The following is a 17,053-nucleotide window of genomic DNA, read 5'->3' as shown; positions in this document are numbered from 1 at the left end:
GTGAGCGCTTCAGTACCCGATCTGCTGGCAGTCGCGGTGGCCGCGCTGGGCGGCAGTGAGCGGCAAGGCCAGGTGGAGATGGCGGCCGCGGTCGCTCAGGCCTTCGAAACGGGTGAGCACCTCGTGGTGCAGGCCGGCACCGGCACCGGCAAGTCCCTGGCCTATTTGATCCCCTCGATCGTCCGGGCGGTCAGCGACGACACCCCCGTGGTGGTGTCGACGGCCACGATCGCGCTGCAGCGTCAACTCGTCGACCGGGATCTGCCCCGGTTGGCCGACTCGCTGGCCGACGTGCTGCCCCGGCGACCGACCTTCGCGTTACTCAAGGGGCGACGAAACTATCTGTGTTTGAACAAGATTCACAACGGTGGTGGAGCCGAAGATGCCGACGACCGGCCCCAGGAGGAGCTGTTCAACCCGGTGGCGGTGAGCGCGTTAGGCCGCGACGTGCAACGCCTCACCGAATGGGCCTCGAGCACCGAGTCCGGTGACCGCGACGACCTCAAGCCCGGTGTGCCAGACCGATCCTGGTCGCAGGTGAGTGTTTCGGCGCGAGAATGCATCGGTGTCGCCCGCTGTTCCTTTGGCGCCGAATGCTTTTCGGAGCGTGCACGCGCGCGGGCCGGTGCCGCCGATGTGGTCGTCACCAATCATGCGCTGCTCGCGATCGACGCCGTGTCCGATTCCACGGTTTTGCCCGAACACGAGTTCCTGGTCGTGGACGAAGCGCACGAACTGACCGAGCGGGTCACTTCGGTGGCCACCGCGGAACTGACGTCGGCGACCTTGGGGGTCGCGGCCCGCCGAATAGCCCGGTTGGTGAACCCAGAGCTGGTCGAGCGGCTGGAAGCCGCCTCGGCAACCTTCTCCTCGGCGATCCACGATGCGCAGCCCGGCCGCATCGACTATCTCGATGACGAGCTGGCGACCTATTTGACCGCGCTGCGTGACGCGGCCAGTGCCGCCCGCTCGGCGATCGAGAGCACCGGCGACGCCCGGGCGGCCGCAGCGCGCGCCGAGGCGGCCGCGGCACTGATCGAGATCTCGGATACCGCCGCGCGAATCCTCGATTCGTTCGGACCGGCCATCCCGGACCGCACCGACATCGTCTGGCTGGACCACGAGGACAACCGCGGCTCACCGCGCGCGGTGCTGCGGGTCGCCCCGTTGACGGTGGCCGCTCTCTTGGCCAGTCACGTCTTCGCCCGGTCGACGACCGTGCTGACCTCGGCGACGCTGACGGTCGGTGGGACGTTCGACGCGATGGCCGAGGCGTGGGGATTGAGCGGCGACGCGCAGCAATGGCGGGGGCTGGACGTGGGTTCGCCGTTCCAGCACGCCAAGTCCGGAATCCTCTACGTGGCCGCCCACCTGCCACCGCCCGGCCGCGACGGCGTGGGCTCTTCCGAACAGCTGACCGAAATCGCCGAACTCGTCACCGCGGCCGGCGGCCGCACCCTGGGTCTGTTCTCGTCGATGCGGGCGGCCCGCGCAGCCGCCGAGGCCATGCGCGAACGGTTGTCCACCCCGGTGCTGTGTCAAGGTGACGACAGCACGTCAGCCTTGGTCGCGCAATTCTCCGAGGACCCGGCGACGTCGCTGTTCGGCACGCTGTCGTTGTGGCAGGGCGTCGACGTTCCGGGGCCGTCGCTGTCTCTGGTGCTGATCGACCGGATCCCGTTCCCCCGGCCCGACGACCCGCTGCTCAGCGCCCGCCAGCGGGCGGTGGCGGCCCGCGGCGGCAACGGGTTCATGGCGGTCGCGGCCAGCCATGCGGCGCTGCTACTGGCGCAGGGGTCGGGACGGTTGTTGCGTCGCGTCACCGACCGGGGCGTGGTCGCGGTGCTCGACTCACGAATGGCGACCGCCCGGTACGGCGCATACCTGCGAGCGTCCCTGCCGCCGTTCTGGCCCACGACCAACGCAGAACAGGTCCGCGCGGCGCTCACCCGGTTGGCGCGAGCAGACGCGGGGGGTCCGGAGCCAGCTAGGCCAGCGTGACCAGCCCGAGTTCGCCGCTGCCGGCCAACATCGGGTGCCGGGGCAGCACCCGCACGGTGTAGCCGAGCGCTCCGGCCAACGGCAGCGGCGTCGTCGCCGAGAAGACCTGATTGCCGCCTTCGGCACTGCCCGCGTAGGACATCTCCACAGTGATCGGATCCAGCAACTCGTCGCCGGCATCGACCCGGCCCAGCACCGCCTGCACCGCCACCTCGTCGGGCGCCAGTCCGGCCAGTTGCACGGTCGCGGTCAGCGTCAGCTTCGACCCCAGCAGCGGGGTGTCGGGCAACCCGGTGCTATCCACGTCGGTGATGTCGATCTTGGGCCACGCCTCTTGCGCGCGACGGCGGTAGGCCGCCAGTTCGCGGGCCGCGTCGAACTCGTGCCCGCCTGGGGGCGCCCCGACCGTCTTGCGCAGCGACTCGGCCGCCGGCAGGTAGTAGCGCTCGACGTAGTCGGTGACCATCCGGGAGGCCAGCACCTTCGGGCCCAGCGTCTGCAGCGTGTGCCGCACCATCTCGATCCAACGCGGCGGCACACCCTGCTCGTCGCGCTCGTAGAACTTCGGCGCCACCGCCTGCTCCAGCAGGTTGTACAACCCGTTGGCCTCCAGGTCGTCGCGCCGGTGGTCGTCGGCGACGCCGTCGGCCGAAGGAATCTCCCAACCGTTCTCGCCGTCGTACCACTCGTCCCACCAACCGTCGCGGATAGACAGATTCAGCCCGCCGTTGAGCGCACTCTTCATTCCCGACGTGCCGCAGGCTTCCAACGGGCGCAGCGGGTTGTTCAGCCAGACGTCGCAACCCCAATACAGCAACCGGGCCATCGACATGTCGTAGTCGGGCAGGAAGGCGATGCGGTTGCGCACCACCGGCCGATCAGCGAATCGCACGACCTGCTGGATCAACGCCTTTCCACCGTCGTCGGCCGGGTGCGACTTTCCGGCCACGATCAGCTGAATCGGCCGTTCCGGATGCAGCAGCAACCGTTCCAGCCGCTCCGGGTCGCGCAACATCAGGGTCAGGCGCTTGTAGGTCGGCACCCGTCTGGCGAACCCGATGGTCAACACGTTGGGATCGAACGCCGTTTTGATCCAACCCAATTCGGCTTCTGAAGCGCCCCGCTCCAGCCAGGACTGACGCAGCCGGGCACGCACGTCCTCGACCAGCAGTGCCCGCAGCTGCGAGCGAATCCACCACAGATGTCCCGGATCGACCTGCTGCAGACGCAGCCACACGGCCGGCTCGCTGAACGAGTCGGACCCCGCCAGCTCGCGCCCGAGCTGCAGCCACTGCGGCGCCGCCCAGGTCCGGGCGTGCACACCGTTGGTGATCGAGCCGATCGGCACCTCGCCGGGGTCGAAGCCCGGCCACAACTCGTTGAACATCACCCGGCTCACCCGCCCGTGCAGCAGCGAGACGCCGTTGGCCCGCTGCGCCAGCCGCAGGCCCATGTGCGCCATGTTGAATTTGGTCGGGTCGTCCTCCGCGCCCAAGGCCAGAATCCGTTCCGTGGGGACACCCGGCAACAGGGTGGCCACGCTGGGGCCCTCGTCGTCGAAATAGCGCTGCACCAGATCCACCGGGAATCGGTCGATGCCCGCGGGAACCGGCGTGTGGGTGGTGAACACCGTGCTGGACCGCACCACCGTCAACGCGGTGTCGTAATCCAGCCCGGCATCGGTTACCAGTTCGCGGATGCGTTCGGCGCCGAGGAAGCCCGCGTGCCCCTCGTTCATGTGGAACACCTCGGGCGCCGGGCGCCCTTCGATGGCGGTGAACGCCCGGATTGCGCGCACCCCACCGATGCCGGCCAGGATCTCCTGCTTGATGCGGTGTTCCTGGTCTCCGCCGTAGAGGCGATCGGTGACGCTGCGTAGCTCGTGTTCGTTTTCCGGGACATCGGAATCCAGCAGCAGCAGCGGCACCCGGCCCACCTGCGCGACCCAGATGCGCGCCCGCAGCCGCGCGGAATCCGGCAGCGCGAGCTCGACCAGCACCGGGTCGCCGACGCCGTCGGTGAGCAGGCGCAGCGGCAGGCCCTGCGGGTCCAGCGAGGGGTAGGTCTCCTGCTGCCAGCCGTCGGCAGTCAGCGACTGACGGAAATAACCCGAGCGGTAGTACAGACCCACGGCGATCAGCGGCAGCCCGAGATCGGACGCGGACTTCAGATGGTCCCCGGCCAGGATTCCCAGTCCGCCGGAGTAGTTGGGCAACACCTCGGCAACCCCGAACTCCATCGAGAAGTACGCAATCCCGGTGGGCATCGCCACGCCCGCGGCCGCCTGCTGCTGGTACCACAGCGGGCGGCTCAGATAGTTATTCAGATCGGCCGCGAGTTCGTCGAGGCGCCGCAGGAAGTCTTCGTCCATCGCCAGCTCATCGAGGCGCGCGGGTTTGACCGCGCCGAGCACCGCCACCGGGTCCTTGCCGCAGTTGGACCACAGCTCCGGGTCGATGCTCGCAAAGAGGTCTTGCGTGGGTTTCTCCCAGGACCAGCGCAGGTTCGTCGACAGTTGGTCCAGCGCGGCGAGACGGTCGGGAAGGTGGGCACGGACGTTAAAGCGACGAAGGGCTTTCACGCATCTCTACGTTACTGCGGTTTTCGGTGCGTGCAGGGTTCCACAGCGACCCCTTATGGAGACGGCTTTTTGGCGCCCCCGGTGTAGCCGGACACTAGGGTGGGTATGGGGCGCACGGAGGCGAGCAGACAACGACCTAACGAACGAACACCCCAATGACGCCAGCGGAGCCGGTTGGGGTGAGAAGCCTAGGAAACCCCGATGACGATGCGGACCGCGTTGAATTCGGGAATCGAAATCTCCCGGCGACGAGGCGGCCCGCGGTTGCGGACCGCTGAGGAGCCGGGAATCGAATGGAGTGATTCGGTGCCCGGTCGTGTCGAGATAGACGACGTTCAACCCGTTGTCTCCTGCGGTGCGTATCCCGCGAAAGCGGTGGTTGGTGAGGTAATTCCGGTCCGAGCGGCGGTCTGGCGTGAAGGCCACGAGGCCGTGGCCGCCACGCTGGTGGTGCGGTTCCTGGGGACGCGGTATCCCCAGGGCGCCGAGGTGCGCAAGCTCAAGGCGGTGCAGCCCGCCGAGTCCGAATTGACCGGGCGGTCCGATCCCGCCAAAGCCGACCAGCATGCCGAGCAACGCGTGAAGCCGCTGCAGCTGCCGATGACAGAGGGTTTGGAACCTTACGTCTTCCACGGTCAGTTCGCCCCGGACAGGGCGGGCCTGTGGACATTCCGGGTCGACGGCTGGGGTGACCCCATTCACAGTTGGCGCCACGGGGTGATCGCCAAGCTCGATGCGGGCCAAGGGGAAAACGAGCTTTCGAATGACCTGCTGGTCGGGGCCGCCTTGTTCGAACGCGCCGCCACCGGCGTGCCGCGTCAACTGCGCAACCCGCTGCTGGAAGCCGCGACGGCGCTGCGAACCCCGGGCGATCCGCTGACGCGCACCGCGCTGGCGCTGAGCCCGGAAGTCGAGGAACTGCTCGACCAGTTCCCGCTGCGCGAGTTGGTCACGCGGGGCGAGCAGTACGGCGTCTGGGTGGACCGGCCGCTGGCCCGGTTCGGCTCGTGGTACGAGATGTTCCCGCGGTCCACCGGCGGCTGGGACGCTGACGGGAAGCCGGTGCACGGCACCTTCGCGACCGCCGCGGCCGCGCTGCCCCGAATAGCCGACATGGGATTCGACGTGGTGTACCTGCCACCGATCCATCCGATCGGCGAGGTGCACCGCAAGGGTCGCAACAACAATCCGACCGCATCCCCCGGCGACGTCGGGTCGCCGTGGGCGATCGGTAGTGCCGACGGCGGCCATGACGCCGTCCACCCCAGCCTCGGCACGATCGACGACTTCGACGACTTCGTGGCCGCCGCGCGCGAGCTGGGCATGGAGGTGGCACTGGACCTGGCGCTGCAATGCGCACCGGACCATCCCTGGGCTCGCGAGCACCGCAACTGGTTCACCGAGTTGCCCGACGGCACCATTGCCTATGCGGAGAATCCGCCGAAGAAGTACCAAGACATTTATCCCCTCAACTTCGACAACGACCCCGCGGGCCTCTACGACGAGGTGCTACGCGTGGTGCTGCATTGGATTGACCACGGCGTCAAGTTCTTTCGGGTCGACAACCCGCACACCAAGCCGCCCAACTTCTGGGCCTGGCTGATCGCTCAGGTTAAAGCCGTACATCCCGACGTGCTGTTCCTGTCGGAGGCCTTCACCCCGCCCGCTCGCCAGTACGGGCTGGCCAAGCTGGGTTTCACCCAGTCCTACAGTTACTTCACCTGGCGCACGGCCAAATGGGAGCTGACCGAATTCGGCAACGACATCGCCCGGCTCGCCGACTTCCGCACACCGAACCTCTTCGTCAACACTCCGGACATCCTGCACGAGGTGCTGCAGCATCACGGCCCGGGCATGTTCGCAATCCGAGCCGTGCTGGCGGCCACCATGAGCCCGGCCTGGGGCGTGTACTCCGGGTACGAGCTGTTCGAACACCGCGCGGTGCGGGAGGGTAGCGAGGAGTACCTGGATTCCGAGAAGTACGAATTGCGCCCCCGCGATTTCGAGGGCGCGCTGGCCGAAGGCCGCTCACTGGAGCCGTTTATCACTCGGCTCAACGAAATTCGCCGGCTGCACCCGGCACTGCAGCAACTGCGCAACATTCACTTCCACAGCATCGACAACGACGCGTTGCTGGCGTACAGCAAGTTCGACCCGGCCACCGGCGACTGCGTCCTGGTGGTCGTGACGATCAACGCATTCGGGCCAGAAGAGACGACGTTGTGGTTGGACATGGAGGCGCTGGGCAGGGAGCCCTATGAGCGGTTCTGGGTGCGCGACGAGATCACCGGTGAGGAATACCAATGGGGGCAGAGCAATTACATTCGCATCGACCCGGGGCGGGCAGTCGCCCACATCGTCAACATGCCGCTCATACCCGAAGAGTCCCGCGTCAGGCTGCTGCGCAGGAGGTGAGGGAAAATGAATAAAGCCGATCAATTGACCAGTACTCATCTGGCACCCGACCCTGCCGAGGTCGCCACGCTCGCCGCGGGTGCACATCACAATCCGCACGGCATACTGGGCGCCCACGAGTACGGCGATCACACCGTCGTCCGGGCATTCCGTCCCCACGCGACCAGCGTCGTGGCGCTGGTCGGCGACGACCGGTTTCCCTTGCAGCACATCGATTCCGGGTTGTTCGCCGTCGCGCTGCCGTTCGTCGACCTGGTCGACTACCGGCTCGAGGTGGCCTACGAGGGTTCCGGTCCGCACGTCGTCGCCGACCCGTACCGCTTCCTGCCCACATTGGGCGAGGTGGACCTCCACCTGTTCGCCGAAGGCCGGCACGAACGGCTCTGGGACGTCCTTGGCGCCCACCCTCGTTCGTTCACCACACCCGACGGCGTGGTCAACGGGGTGTCGTTCGCAGTCTGGGCACCCAACGCCAAGGGCGTCAACCTGATCGGCGAGTTCAACGGGTGGACCGGCAACGACGCTCCGATGCGCGTGCTCGGCTCCTCGGGTGTGTGGGAGTTGTTCTGGCCGGACTTCCCGATCAATGGCCTCTACAAGTTCCGGGTGCACGGCGCCGACGGCGTGGTGTCCGATCGTGCCGACCCATTCGCGTTCGGCACCGAAGTGCCTCCCCAGACGGCTTCGCGCGTGACGGTCAGCGATTACACCTGGGACGACGACGAGTGGATGACGCAGCGCCCGAGCCGAAATCCGGTGTTCGAGCCGATGAGCACCCTCGAGGTGCACCTCGGCTCCTGGCGTCCCGGGCTCAGCTACCTGCAGCTCGCGCGCGAGCTGACCGAATACGTTGTCGAGCAAGGCTTCACGCACGTCGAGCTGTTACCCGTCGCCGAACACCCCTTCGGTGGATCGTGGGGCTACCAGGTGACGTCGTACTACGCGCCCTCGTCCCGCTTCGGCACACCCGACGAGTTCCGCGCCGTGGTGGACGCGCTGCACCAGGCCGGTATCGGGGTGATCGTCGACTGGGTGCCTGCCCACTTCCCCAAGGACGCCTGGGCATTGGGCCGATTCGACGGCACGCCGCTCTACGAGCATTCCGACCCCAAGCGCGGCGAGCAACTGGACTGGGGCACCTACGTTTTCGACTTCGGCCGACCGGAGGTACGCAATTTCCTGGTGGCCAACGCGTTGTACTGGCTGCAGGAATTCCACATCGACGGCCTGCGGGTGGATGCGGTCGCATCGATGCTCTACCTGGACTACTCACGCCCCGAGGGCGGTTGGACACCCAACATCTACGGCGGCCGGGAGAACCTGGAGGCCGTGCAGTTCCTGCAGGAGATGAATGCCACGGCACACAAAGTGGCGCCCGGCATCGTCACCATCGCGGAGGAATCGACGTCCTGGCCCGGCGTGACCCGCCCCACCAACCTTGGCGGCCTTGGCTTTTCGATGAAATGGAACATGGGTTGGATGCACGACACGCTGGACTACCTCAGCCGTGATCCGATTTACCGTAACTATCACCACCACGAGATGACCTTTTCGCTGCTGTACGCGTTCAGCGAGAACTATGTGCTGCCACTGAGCCACGACGAGGTGGTGCACGGCAAGGGCACCCTGTGGGGGCGGATGCCGGGCGACAATCACACCAAGGCGGCCGGCCTGCGCAGCCTGCTGGCCTATCAGTGGGCCCACCCCGGCAAGCAATTGCTGTTCATGGGACAGGAATTCGGTCAGCGTGCCGAATGGTCCGAGGAACGCGGCCTGGACTGGTGGCAGCTCGACGAGCAAGGGTTCTCCAACGGTGTCCTGCGGCTGGTGCGCGACATCAACGGGATCTACGCCAGCCACCCGGCACTGTGGAGCCAGGACACCACTCCCGAGGGCTATTCCTGGATCGACGCCAACGACTCCGCTAACAACGTGCTCAGCTTTCTGCGGTATGGCAGCGACGGGTCGGTGATGGCCTGCGTGTTCAACTTCGCGGGCGCCGAGCACAGCGGGTATCGGTTGGGCCTGCCGCAGGCCGGACGGTGGCGGGAAGTGTTGAACACCGACGCGACGATCTACAACGGATCCGGGCGCGGCAACCTCGGAAGTGTCGAGGCCACCGACGAGCCGTGGCACGGACGGCCCGCGTCAGCGGTCATGGTGCTGCCACCCAACTCGGCGATCTGGCTCGAACCCGAGTAGCCGTTCGCGTTCCCCCGCGAGCAGACGCAGAATCGCACTAGAACCGTAGGTTCAGTGCGATTCTGCGTCTGCTCGCCAGGGAATCAGTACAACGCGTTGGCGAGATTGCGCCGGCCGGCGACCACCTCGGGATCGGCCGGGTCGAAGAGCTCGAACAGCTCGATCAGCCGGGTGCGCACCTTGGTGCGGTCGTCACCGGAGGTGCGGCGCACCAAAGCCGTCAGGCGCTCGAACGCCGCGGCGACATCCTGATTGAGGATCTGGACGTCGGCGGCCGCGAATGCGGCTTCGATGTCATCAGGGGCGGCATCGGCGGCGGCGACCGCATCCGGACGCTGCGCGGTTGCGCGCGTGAGGAAATCGATCTGGCGGATGGCCGCCTTGGCTTCCACGCTGCCGGGATCGGCGTCCAGGATCGTCTGGTACGACGCACGCGCCGCCTCGAAGTCACCGGCCTCCAGTTGCTGGCGCGCCTCGGCGAGCACTGGATCCACTTGTTGCGCTTGACCCGAATTCGCCGGCCCTCTGAGCTTTCCGGCAGTCGCATCGAGCAAAGAGTCGATCCAGCTCCGTAACTGATCGGCCGGCTGCGGACCTTGGAAACTCGATACCGGTTGTGCCGCAGCCAAAGCGACCACGGTCGGGACGGCTTGCACCCCGAAGATCCGGGCGATGCCCGGCGCGGCGTCTACGTTCGCGGCGGCCAGCACCCAGGTGCCGTTGTCCTCGGCGGCCAGACCGGACAGCGTCTCGAGCAGGTCGACGCAGACGTCGCTGCGCGGCGACCACAGCAGTACGACGACCGGCACCTCGTCGGAGCGGTTGATCACCTCGTCTTCGAAGTTGGCTTCGGTGACCTGAACGATCCGCACTTCGCCCGGAGCACCGGACTCGGGTGCCGAGGGTGCCGACGGACGACCGGTCGGGCCGGCCGTTGCCTTCTGCTGGGCGCGCTGTTTGAGACCGGACAGGTCGACCGCACCGGCCAACGCTGGCCCGATCGAGGGCCGAGGACGTGTCACGCCGACAAGTCTGTCACGCCGCCTGCACCCACTCGCGGCGGCCTCTGACCGGCGGATATGACCAATCTCACATCGGTGGCCGCGGGCACCTCCCCGCGCCTCGCTAGCAAACGTTTGCTTGGTTACGGAGCACGCAGGATCAACGCGTCACCCTGTCCGCCGGCACCACACAGTGCGGCCACGCCGATGCCCGACCCGCGGCGGGCCAGTTCCAGCGCCACGTGCAGCGTGATCCGGGCGCCCGACATCCCGATCGGGTGCCCGACGGCGATCGCTCCGCCATTGACGTTGACCTTTTCGGGGTCGACGCCGAGTTCCTGGGTGGAGGCCAGGGCCACCGCGGCGAACGCTTCGTTGATCTCCACCACGTCCAGCTGATCGACCGTGATGCCCTCGCGGTCGAGCGCCTTCTTGATTGCGTTGGCAGGCTGGGACTGCAGTGTGGAATCCGGCCCGGCCACCACGCCGTGCGCACCGATCTCGGCCAGCCAGGTCAGCCCCAGTTCCTGGGCCTTCTCCTTCTTCATCACCACCACCGCGGCGGCACCGTCGGAGATCTGGGACGCCGAGCCGGCCGTGATGGTGCCGTCCTTGCGGAACGCGGGCTTGAGCCCGGCCAGCGAATCGGCGGTGGTGTTGGCGCGGATGCCCTCGTCCTCGCTGAACTGCAGAGGATCACCCTTGCGCTGCGGAATCTCCACCGGCACGACCTCGTCGGCGAAAACCCCGTCCTTCCAGGCAGCGGCGGCCTTCTGATGCGACCGGGCCGCGTATTCGTCCTGCTGCTGACGGGTGAACTTGTCGACGTCGTTGCGCTGCTCGGTGAGCGCGCCCATCGGCTGATCGGTGAATACGTCGTGCAGGCCGTCGTAAGCCATGTGGTCCAGCACCGTGACGTCGCCGTACTTGTAGCCCGACCGGCTGTCCATCAACAGGTGCGGCGCCTTGGTCATCGACTCCTGACCACCTGCGACCACGACATCGAACTCACCGGCCCGGATGAGCTGGTCAGCCAGCGCGATGGCGTCAATGCCGGACAGACACATCTTGTTGATGGTGAGTGCCGGCACATCCCAACCGATACCGGCGGCGACCGCGGCCTGGCGCGCCGGCATTTGCCCGGCTCCGGCCGTCAGCACCTGTCCCATGATCACGTACTCGACGAGCGAAGCCGGCACGTTCGCCTTCTCCAGTGCCGCCTTGATCGCGATCCCACCCAGGTCGCTGGCGCTGAAATCCTTGAGCGAACCCATCAATTTCCCGATGGGAGTCCGCGCTCCAGCAACTATCACCGACGTTGTCATCAAACCTCCTACACGCGCACCGAACGGCCGATAGTGCCAACCCGGAGAAGCGGAATCTTTGTTCCGAGGTTACCGTTATGTAATGACGACCGATCAAGTTGACGCCCGTCGCAGTCTTGCTACCTCGCTGGTCACCGGACTCGATCACGTCGGCATTGCAGTCGCCGACCTGGATGCGGCCATTGAGTGGTACAACGACCATCTTGGCATGATCCTGGTGCACGAAGAGATCAACGACGACCAGGGGATTCGCGAGGCGATGCTGGCGGTGCCCGGCACCAGCGCGCAGATCCAGCTGATGGCCCCCCTCGACGAGAATTCGGTGATCGCGAAGTTCATCGACAAGCGCGGCCCGGGCATCCAGCAGCTGGCTTGCCGGACCAGGGATCTGGACGCGATGTGCGAGCAACTGCGCTCGCAGGGTGTCCGGCTGGTCTACGAGGCCCCGCGGCGCGGCACCGCGAACTCCCGGATCAACTTCATCCACCCCAAGGACGCCGGCGGCGTCCTGATCGAGTTGGTGGAGCCGGCTCCCCGCTGACCTAGTACCACTTGCGGGTGGGACCGCGATTGGCGCGGTTGGTCCAACACGGCGTATGCCAGTGCCGACGATCATCGATCGAATCTGGCGATTCGGCTCGCCACACCACCAAATGCGCAACGCCGGAACGGATTTCGTGATCACACCCGGGACAGCGATAGGTCTTGACGGCGCGCGCCGCCGCGACGGGACGCACCTCGTACTCATAACCATCCGGGCCGGTCTCGACTCGCCGCAGCAGCGGCGGCGACGGCGAGGAGGTCCGCGGCGGCGGTTTACGGCGCCGGACCATCAGAACAGCCGGTACTCGTCGCTGTCCATCCCCCGCATTTTGTCGTAATCCAAAGTCAGACAACGGATCCCACGATCGGTTGCCAACGTACGAGCCTGCGGTTTGATCTGCTGGGCGGCAAACACTCCCTTGACCGGAGCCAACACGCTGTCGCGGTTGAGCAACTCGAGGTAGCGGGTCAGCTGCTCGACCCCGTCGATCTCACCGCGGCGCTTGATCTCGACGGCCACCGAGCCACCGTTGGCGTCCCGGCACAGTAGGTCGACGGGGCCGATCGCGGTCATGTACTCGCGGCGGACCAACGTGTACCCCTCACCGAGCAGCTGGACGTGTTCTGCCAGCAATGCCTGCAGGTGGGCCTCGACCCCGTCCTTGACCAACCCCGGGTCGACGCCCAGTTCGTGACTGGAGTCGTGCTCGATCTCCTCGACGGTGATCCGCAACTGCTCGCCGGCCTTGTTCTCCACGACCCATACCGGGCCGGGCTCTTCGGTGAGCCAGCACGGCGGGCTCATCCAGTTGAGCGGCTTGTAGGCGCGGTCGTCGGCGTGCACGCTGACCGAGCCGTCGGCTTTGAAGAGCAGCAGCCTGCGGGCCGACGGAAGATGCGCGGTGAGGCGACCGACGTAGTCGACGGTGCACTGGGCGATCACTAGACGCACCCGACTCACCTTAGAGCGTGCTGCACGGAATAGGCTGACGCCACCATGTCGCCCAAGAAGGCCGCTAAACCGAGCGTTGCGCAGCGCCTGGGACGAGTCCTGGAACGAGTGACCCGCCAAAGCGGTAGGCCCGATACGCCTGCGTACGGCTCCTGGCTGCTCGGGCGCGTCTCGGAAAGCCAGCAGCGGCGTCGGGTGCGCATCCAGATCATCCTGACCTCGATGGTGGTGGGCGCGAACCTGATCGGAATCGTCGTCGCACTACTGCTGGTGACGGTGGCCATCCCGGTGCCCAGCGTGTTCGACAAGGAACTGCTTTGGATCACCTTGGGGGCCTCCCCGGCATACATCGTGCTTGCGCTGGCGGTGGGCACCTACTGGATCACGCGCAGCACCGTACGGGCGCTGCGGTGGGCCATCGAAGAACGCGAGCCGACAGTAGAGGATGAGCGCAATACCTTCCTGGCTCCGTGGCGAGTGGCGATCGTCGACCTGATCCTGTGGGGTGTCGGGGCCGCGCTGCTGACCACGCTCTACGGCTTGGAGAACCGCATCTTCATCCCGCGGTTCATGTTCTCGGTGAGCTTCTGTGGTGTGTTGGTGGCCACCGGGAGCTATCTGCTGGCCGAATTCGCGCTGCGCCCGGTGGCGGCGCAGGCCCTGGAAGCGGGCCCGCCGCCGCGTCGGCTGGCGCCGGGCATCATGGGCCGCACGCTGATGGTCTGGCTGCTCGGCTCGGGTGTGCCGGTCGTGGGCATCGCCTTGGTGGCGATCTTCCAGATCTTGTTACGGAACATGACAGAGACTCAATTCGCCGTCTGCATTCTGTTTGTGGCGGCCGCGACGCTGATCTTCGGTTTCACGCTGATGTGGATCCTGGCCTGGCTGACGGCCACGCCGGTGCGGGTGGTGCGTGCGGCGCTCAGCCGGGTCGAGCGGGGCAACCTGCGCGGTGATCTGGTGGTCTTCGACGGCACCGAACTCGGCGAGCTGCAGCGCGGTTTCAACGCAATGGTGGCCGGGCTGCGAGAGCGCGAGCGGGTGCGCGACCTGTTCGGGCGGCACGTCGGGCGAGAGGTCGCGCTGGCCGCGGAAAAGGAAAAACCCAAACTCGGCGGGGAAGAACGCCATGTGGCGGTGCTGTTCATCGACATCATCGGTTCCACCAAGCTGGTGACCACGGAGCGCCCGTCAGATGTGGTCAAGGTGCTCAACCGGTTCTTCACGATCATCGTCGAAGAGGTCGACCGGCACTGCGGGCTGGTGAACAAGTTCGAAGGCGACGCGTCCCTGGCCATCTTCGGCGCGCCCAATCGCCTGGAAAGACCGGAGGATGCCGCCCTGTCCGCCGCACGCTGCATGGCCGAGCGGCTCGCCCACGAGATACCGGAGTGCAAGGCCGGAATCGGTGTGGCGGCGGGTCAGGTGGTCGCCGGCAACGTTGGCGCCAAGGAGCGGTTCGAATACACCGTGATCGGCGGCCCGGTAAACGAAGCGGCCCGGCTGTGCGAGCTGGCCAAAGACCATCCCGGCAGGTTGCTGGCCTCCTCGGACGCGGTGGAGGGCGCCAGCGAAGAGGAGCGGCAGCACTGGACCCTCGGCGAGGAAGTGACGCTGCGCGGACACGACGAACCGACCCGGCTTGCTTCGCCGGTAAATCCGGTTGATTCCGAGGACTCAATCGACTCACGTTGATGTCGGTTTTCCGCCAGTCATGTCGGCGTTCGGGTGTAATTGTCGAAGGGTGCATGACGATTTCGAACGCTGCTATCGGGCGGTCCAGGCCAAGGACGCCCGGTTCGACGGCTGGTTCGTCATCGCGGTACTGACCACGCGGATCTATTGCCGGCCCAGTTGTCCGGTGCGGCCCCCGTTGGCCCGCAACGTGCGTTTCCTACCGACGGCCGCCGCCGCCCAGCGAGAGGGCTTTCGAGCCTGCAAGAGATGCCGTCCGGACGCGTCGCCGGGTTCGCCGGAGTGGAATGTGCGCGGCGACATCGTCGCGCGTGCCATGCGACTGATCGCCGACGGCACCGTGGACCGCGAAGGCGTAACGGGCCTGGCCACTCACCTGGGGTACACGACCCGACAGGTGGAACGGTTGCTGCACGCCGAGGTCGGTGCCGGGCCGCTCGCGCTGGCCCGCGCCCAGCGCATGCAGACCGCGCGGGTGCTGATCGAAACCACCGACCTGCCGTTCGGCGACGTCGCGTTCGCCGCCGGCTTTTCCAGCATCCGGCAGTTCAACGACACCGTCCGCCTGGTGTGCGACAGTACGCCGACGGCGTTGCGCCAACGCGCCGCGGCGCGGTTTCGGTCGACCCGGACGGTGTCGGCAGGAGCGGTGTCGCTGCGACTGCCGGTGCGCACACCCTTCGCCTACGAGGGTGTCTTCGGGCATCTGGCCGCCACCGCCGTGCCGGGTTGCGAAGAGGTCCGCGACGGCGCCTACCGGCGCTCGCTGCGGCTCACGTGGGGAAACGGCATCGTCAGCCTGAACCCGGCTCCAGATCATGTGCGCTGCCAGTTGGTGCTCGACGACTTCCGGGATCTCACCACCGCGACGGCCCGGTGCCGGCGGTTGCTCGACCTCGACGCGGATCCTGAAGCGGTGGTCGAAGCGCTCAGCGCGGACCCCGATCTGGGACCGGTAGTCGTCAAGGCGCCCGGGCAACGGATTCCCCGCACCGTCGACGAAGCCGAGCTCGCGGTTCGGACGGTGCTGGGCCAGCAGGTGTCGACGAAGGCCGCCCGTACCCACGCCGCTCGGCTGGTTGCGGCCTACGGGCAGCCGGTGCACGACGGCGCGGGCGGGCTGACCCACACCTTCCCCTCCGTTGAGCAGTTGGCCGACATCGACCCTGCCCATCTGGCCGTCCCGAAAACACGCAAACGCACCCTGCACGTTTTGATCGGCGCTATCGCCGACGGCAGCATAAGCCTGGACCCCGGATGCGACTGGATACGCACGCGGCGGCAGCTGATCGACCTCCCCGGCGTCGGGCCCTGGACGGCGGAGATCATCGCGATGCGCGGGTTGGGCGACCCCGACGCATTCCCGGCCAGTGACCTCGGACTGAAGCTAGCCGCGAAGCGGTTGTGCCTGCCGTCGCAGGAACGTGCTCTGCTCGAGCACAGCGCCCGCTGGCGGCCCTGGCGTTCCTACGCCACCCAGCATCTGTGGACCACCCTCGAGCACCCGGTCAACCAATGGCCGCCGCCGGAAGACCTGAAGGAGATTGCATGATCACCTACCGCACCATCGACAGCCCGATCGGACCGCTCACCCTGGCCGGACAGGACGGGGTGCTGACGAATCTACGCATGGTGGATCAGACCTACGAACCCAGCCGTGCCGGCTGGGTACTCGATGACAGCGCATTCGTCAGTGCGGCCAAGCAACTCAATGCCTATTTCGCGGGCGAGCTCATCGATTTCGATATCGAAATGGAGCTGCGGGGTACGCAATTCCAGCAGCGGGTCTGGCGGGCGCTGTTGACCATTCCGTATGGCGAAACCAGGTCGTACGGGGAAATCGCCGAGCAGATCGGTGCGCCCGGCGCAGCGCGCGCCGTCGGACTGGCCAATGGCCACAACCCGATCGCGATTATCGTCCCGTGCCACCGAGTGATCGGCGCGAGTGGGAAATTAACGGGATATGGCGGCGGATTGGACCGGAAACAGACCCTACTCGCACTGGAAAAGCGACGTGCGCCGGCGGACCTGACCTTGTTCGATTAATTGCCCCCGCGGCTTTCACGTCTGCTCACCGAGATAAGCCGCCGGCGCGCCGAACGTGGGGCTTATGCACGGATTTCGCGCATTTCCCCGCCATAAGGCCCACGTTCGGCGCAATAAGTTCCGGGAATGCAAAAACACCCCCTTTGCAGGGGGTGTTTTTGTGTGTTCGGCGGTGTCCTACTCTTCCACCCGAAAAGGGCAGTACCATCGGCGCTGACAGGCTTAGCTTCCGGGTTCGGGATGGGACCGGGCGTTTCCCTGTCGCTGTGGCCGCCGTAACTCTATTTAAATT

General features: G+C 66.6%; 12 protein-coding genes and 1 rRNA gene. 7 read left to right on the top strand and 6 right to left on the bottom strand.

Going from position 1 to position 17,053, the window contains the following annotated elements:
• Nucleotides 1-2,001 (top strand): ATP-dependent DNA helicase, encoded by a 2,001-nt coding sequence (locus tag BN972_RS11935; RefSeq protein ID WP_036357923.1) that lies wholly within the window; start codon nucleotides 1-3, stop codon nucleotides 1,999-2,001.
• On the opposite strand, the gene glgP is transcribed toward BN972_RS11935, so the two are convergent.
• On the bottom strand, nucleotides 1,988-4,582 hold the full coding sequence (gene glgP, locus BN972_RS11930; protein ID WP_036357920.1) for an alpha-glucan family phosphorylase: 2,595 nt from the start codon (nucleotides 4,580-4,582) through the stop codon (nucleotides 1,988-1,990). The two genes, BN972_RS11935 and glgP, sit on opposite strands and share 14 nt — an antisense overlap.
• A gap of 306 nt (nucleotides 4,583-4,888) precedes the next feature.
• Between glgP and BN972_RS11925 the strand changes: the two genes are divergently transcribed.
• Together BN972_RS11925 and glgB are read left to right on the top strand one after the other, a co-directional pair.
• Nucleotides 4,889-6,997, top strand: coding sequence for an alpha-1,4-glucan--maltose-1-phosphate maltosyltransferase (locus BN972_RS11925; protein ID WP_036360701.1), 2,109 nt, complete (start codon nucleotides 4,889-4,891; stop codon nucleotides 6,995-6,997).
• A gap of 6 nt (nucleotides 6,998-7,003) precedes the next feature.
• Entirely contained in the window at nucleotides 7,004-9,199 is a 2,196-nt protein-coding gene (gene glgB, locus BN972_RS11920) for a 1,4-alpha-glucan branching protein GlgB (protein ID WP_036357918.1), read from the top strand.
• A gap of 83 nt (nucleotides 9,200-9,282) precedes the next feature.
• On the opposite strand, the gene BN972_RS11915 is transcribed toward glgB, so the two are convergent.
• Together BN972_RS11915 and BN972_RS11910 are read right to left on the bottom strand one after the other, a co-directional pair.
• Nucleotides 9,283-10,221: a tetratricopeptide repeat protein gene (locus BN972_RS11915; protein WP_036357915.1), complete on the bottom strand. Its 939-nt coding sequence runs from the start codon at nucleotides 10,219-10,221 to the stop codon at nucleotides 9,283-9,285.
• A gap of 122 nt (nucleotides 10,222-10,343) precedes the next feature.
• Complete coding sequence (locus BN972_RS11910; protein WP_036357912.1) at nucleotides 10,344-11,525, bottom strand: acetyl-CoA C-acetyltransferase; 1,182 nt, start codon at nucleotides 11,523-11,525, stop codon at nucleotides 10,344-10,346.
• Nucleotides 11,526-11,607: 82 nt separating this feature from the next.
• On the opposite strand from BN972_RS11910, the gene mce reads away from it, so the two are divergent.
• Nucleotides 11,608-12,066 (top strand): methylmalonyl-CoA epimerase, encoded by a 459-nt coding sequence (gene mce, locus BN972_RS11905; RefSeq protein ID WP_036357909.1) that lies wholly within the window; start codon nucleotides 11,608-11,610, stop codon nucleotides 12,064-12,066.
• A gap of 1 nt (nucleotide 12,067) precedes the next feature.
• Here mce and BN972_RS11900 read toward each other — a convergent pair whose 3' ends face one another.
• Entirely contained in the window at nucleotides 12,068-12,358 is a 291-nt protein-coding gene (locus BN972_RS11900) for a hypothetical protein (protein WP_036357906.1), read from the bottom strand.
• Nucleotides 12,358-13,020 carry an endonuclease NucS gene (nucS, locus tag BN972_RS11895; protein ID WP_036357903.1) on the bottom strand — a complete coding sequence of 221 codons (663 nt, stop codon included), beginning with the start codon at nucleotides 13,018-13,020 and terminating at the stop codon, nucleotides 12,358-12,360. The genes BN972_RS11900 and nucS overlap by 1 nt, the downstream gene beginning before the upstream one ends.
• 45 nt (nucleotides 13,021-13,065) lie before the next feature.
• Between nucS and BN972_RS11890 the strand changes: the two genes are divergently transcribed.
• From BN972_RS11890 to BN972_RS11880, 3 genes are read left to right on the top strand one after another with little or no spacing between them, the layout of a single operon-like run.
• Nucleotides 13,066-14,715, top strand: a complete 1,650-nt coding sequence (locus BN972_RS11890) for an adenylate/guanylate cyclase domain-containing protein (protein ID WP_036357901.1) — start codon at nucleotides 13,066-13,068, stop codon at nucleotides 14,713-14,715.
• Nucleotides 14,716-14,764: 49 nt separating this feature from the next.
• The gene (locus tag BN972_RS11885; RefSeq protein ID WP_036357899.1) at nucleotides 14,765-16,267 is read left to right on the top strand and encodes a DNA-3-methyladenine glycosylase 2 family protein; all 1,503 of its coding nucleotides are present in this window, start codon (nucleotides 14,765-14,767) and stop codon (nucleotides 16,265-16,267) included.
• Nucleotides 16,264-16,761: a methylated-DNA--[protein]-cysteine S-methyltransferase gene (locus tag BN972_RS11880; protein WP_036357896.1), complete on the top strand. Its 498-nt coding sequence runs from the start codon at nucleotides 16,264-16,266 to the stop codon at nucleotides 16,759-16,761. The genes BN972_RS11885 and BN972_RS11880 overlap by 4 nt, the downstream gene beginning before the upstream one ends.
• Nucleotides 16,762-16,925: 164 nt before the next feature.
• On the opposite strand, the gene rrf is transcribed toward BN972_RS11880, so the two are convergent.
• A 5S ribosomal RNA gene (gene rrf, locus BN972_RS11875) occupies nucleotides 16,926-17,039 on the bottom strand.
• Nucleotides 17,040-17,053 lie beyond the last annotated feature (14 nt).

Source organism: Mycobacterium asiaticum DSM 44297 (assembly GCF_000613245.1).
GTDB classification, from domain to species: domain Bacteria; phylum Actinomycetota; class Actinomycetes; order Mycobacteriales; family Mycobacteriaceae; genus Mycobacterium; species Mycobacterium asiaticum.
Note: the sequence above shows the minus strand (reverse complement) of the source record. Positions and strands in the feature narration are given on the sequence as shown.

Coding starts and splice junctions, on each gene's coding strand:
- glgB (WP_036357918.1), top strand. CDS start 7,004: ATGAATAAAGCCGATCAATTGACCAGTACTCATCTGGCACCCGACCCT.
- BN972_RS11910 (WP_036357912.1), bottom strand. CDS start 11,525: ATGACAACGTCGGTGATAGTTGCTGGAGCGCGGACTCCCATCGGGAAA.
- mce (WP_036357909.1), top strand. CDS start 11,608: ATGACGACCGATCAAGTTGACGCCCGTCGCAGTCTTGCTACCTCGCTG.
- BN972_RS11900 (WP_036357906.1), bottom strand. CDS start 12,358: ATGGTCCGGCGCCGTAAACCGCCGCCGCGGACCTCCTCGCCGTCGCCG.
- BN972_RS11890 (WP_036357901.1), top strand. CDS start 13,066: ATGTCGCCCAAGAAGGCCGCTAAACCGAGCGTTGCGCAGCGCCTGGGA.
- BN972_RS11880 (WP_036357896.1), top strand. CDS start 16,264: ATGATCACCTACCGCACCATCGACAGCCCGATCGGACCGCTCACCCTG.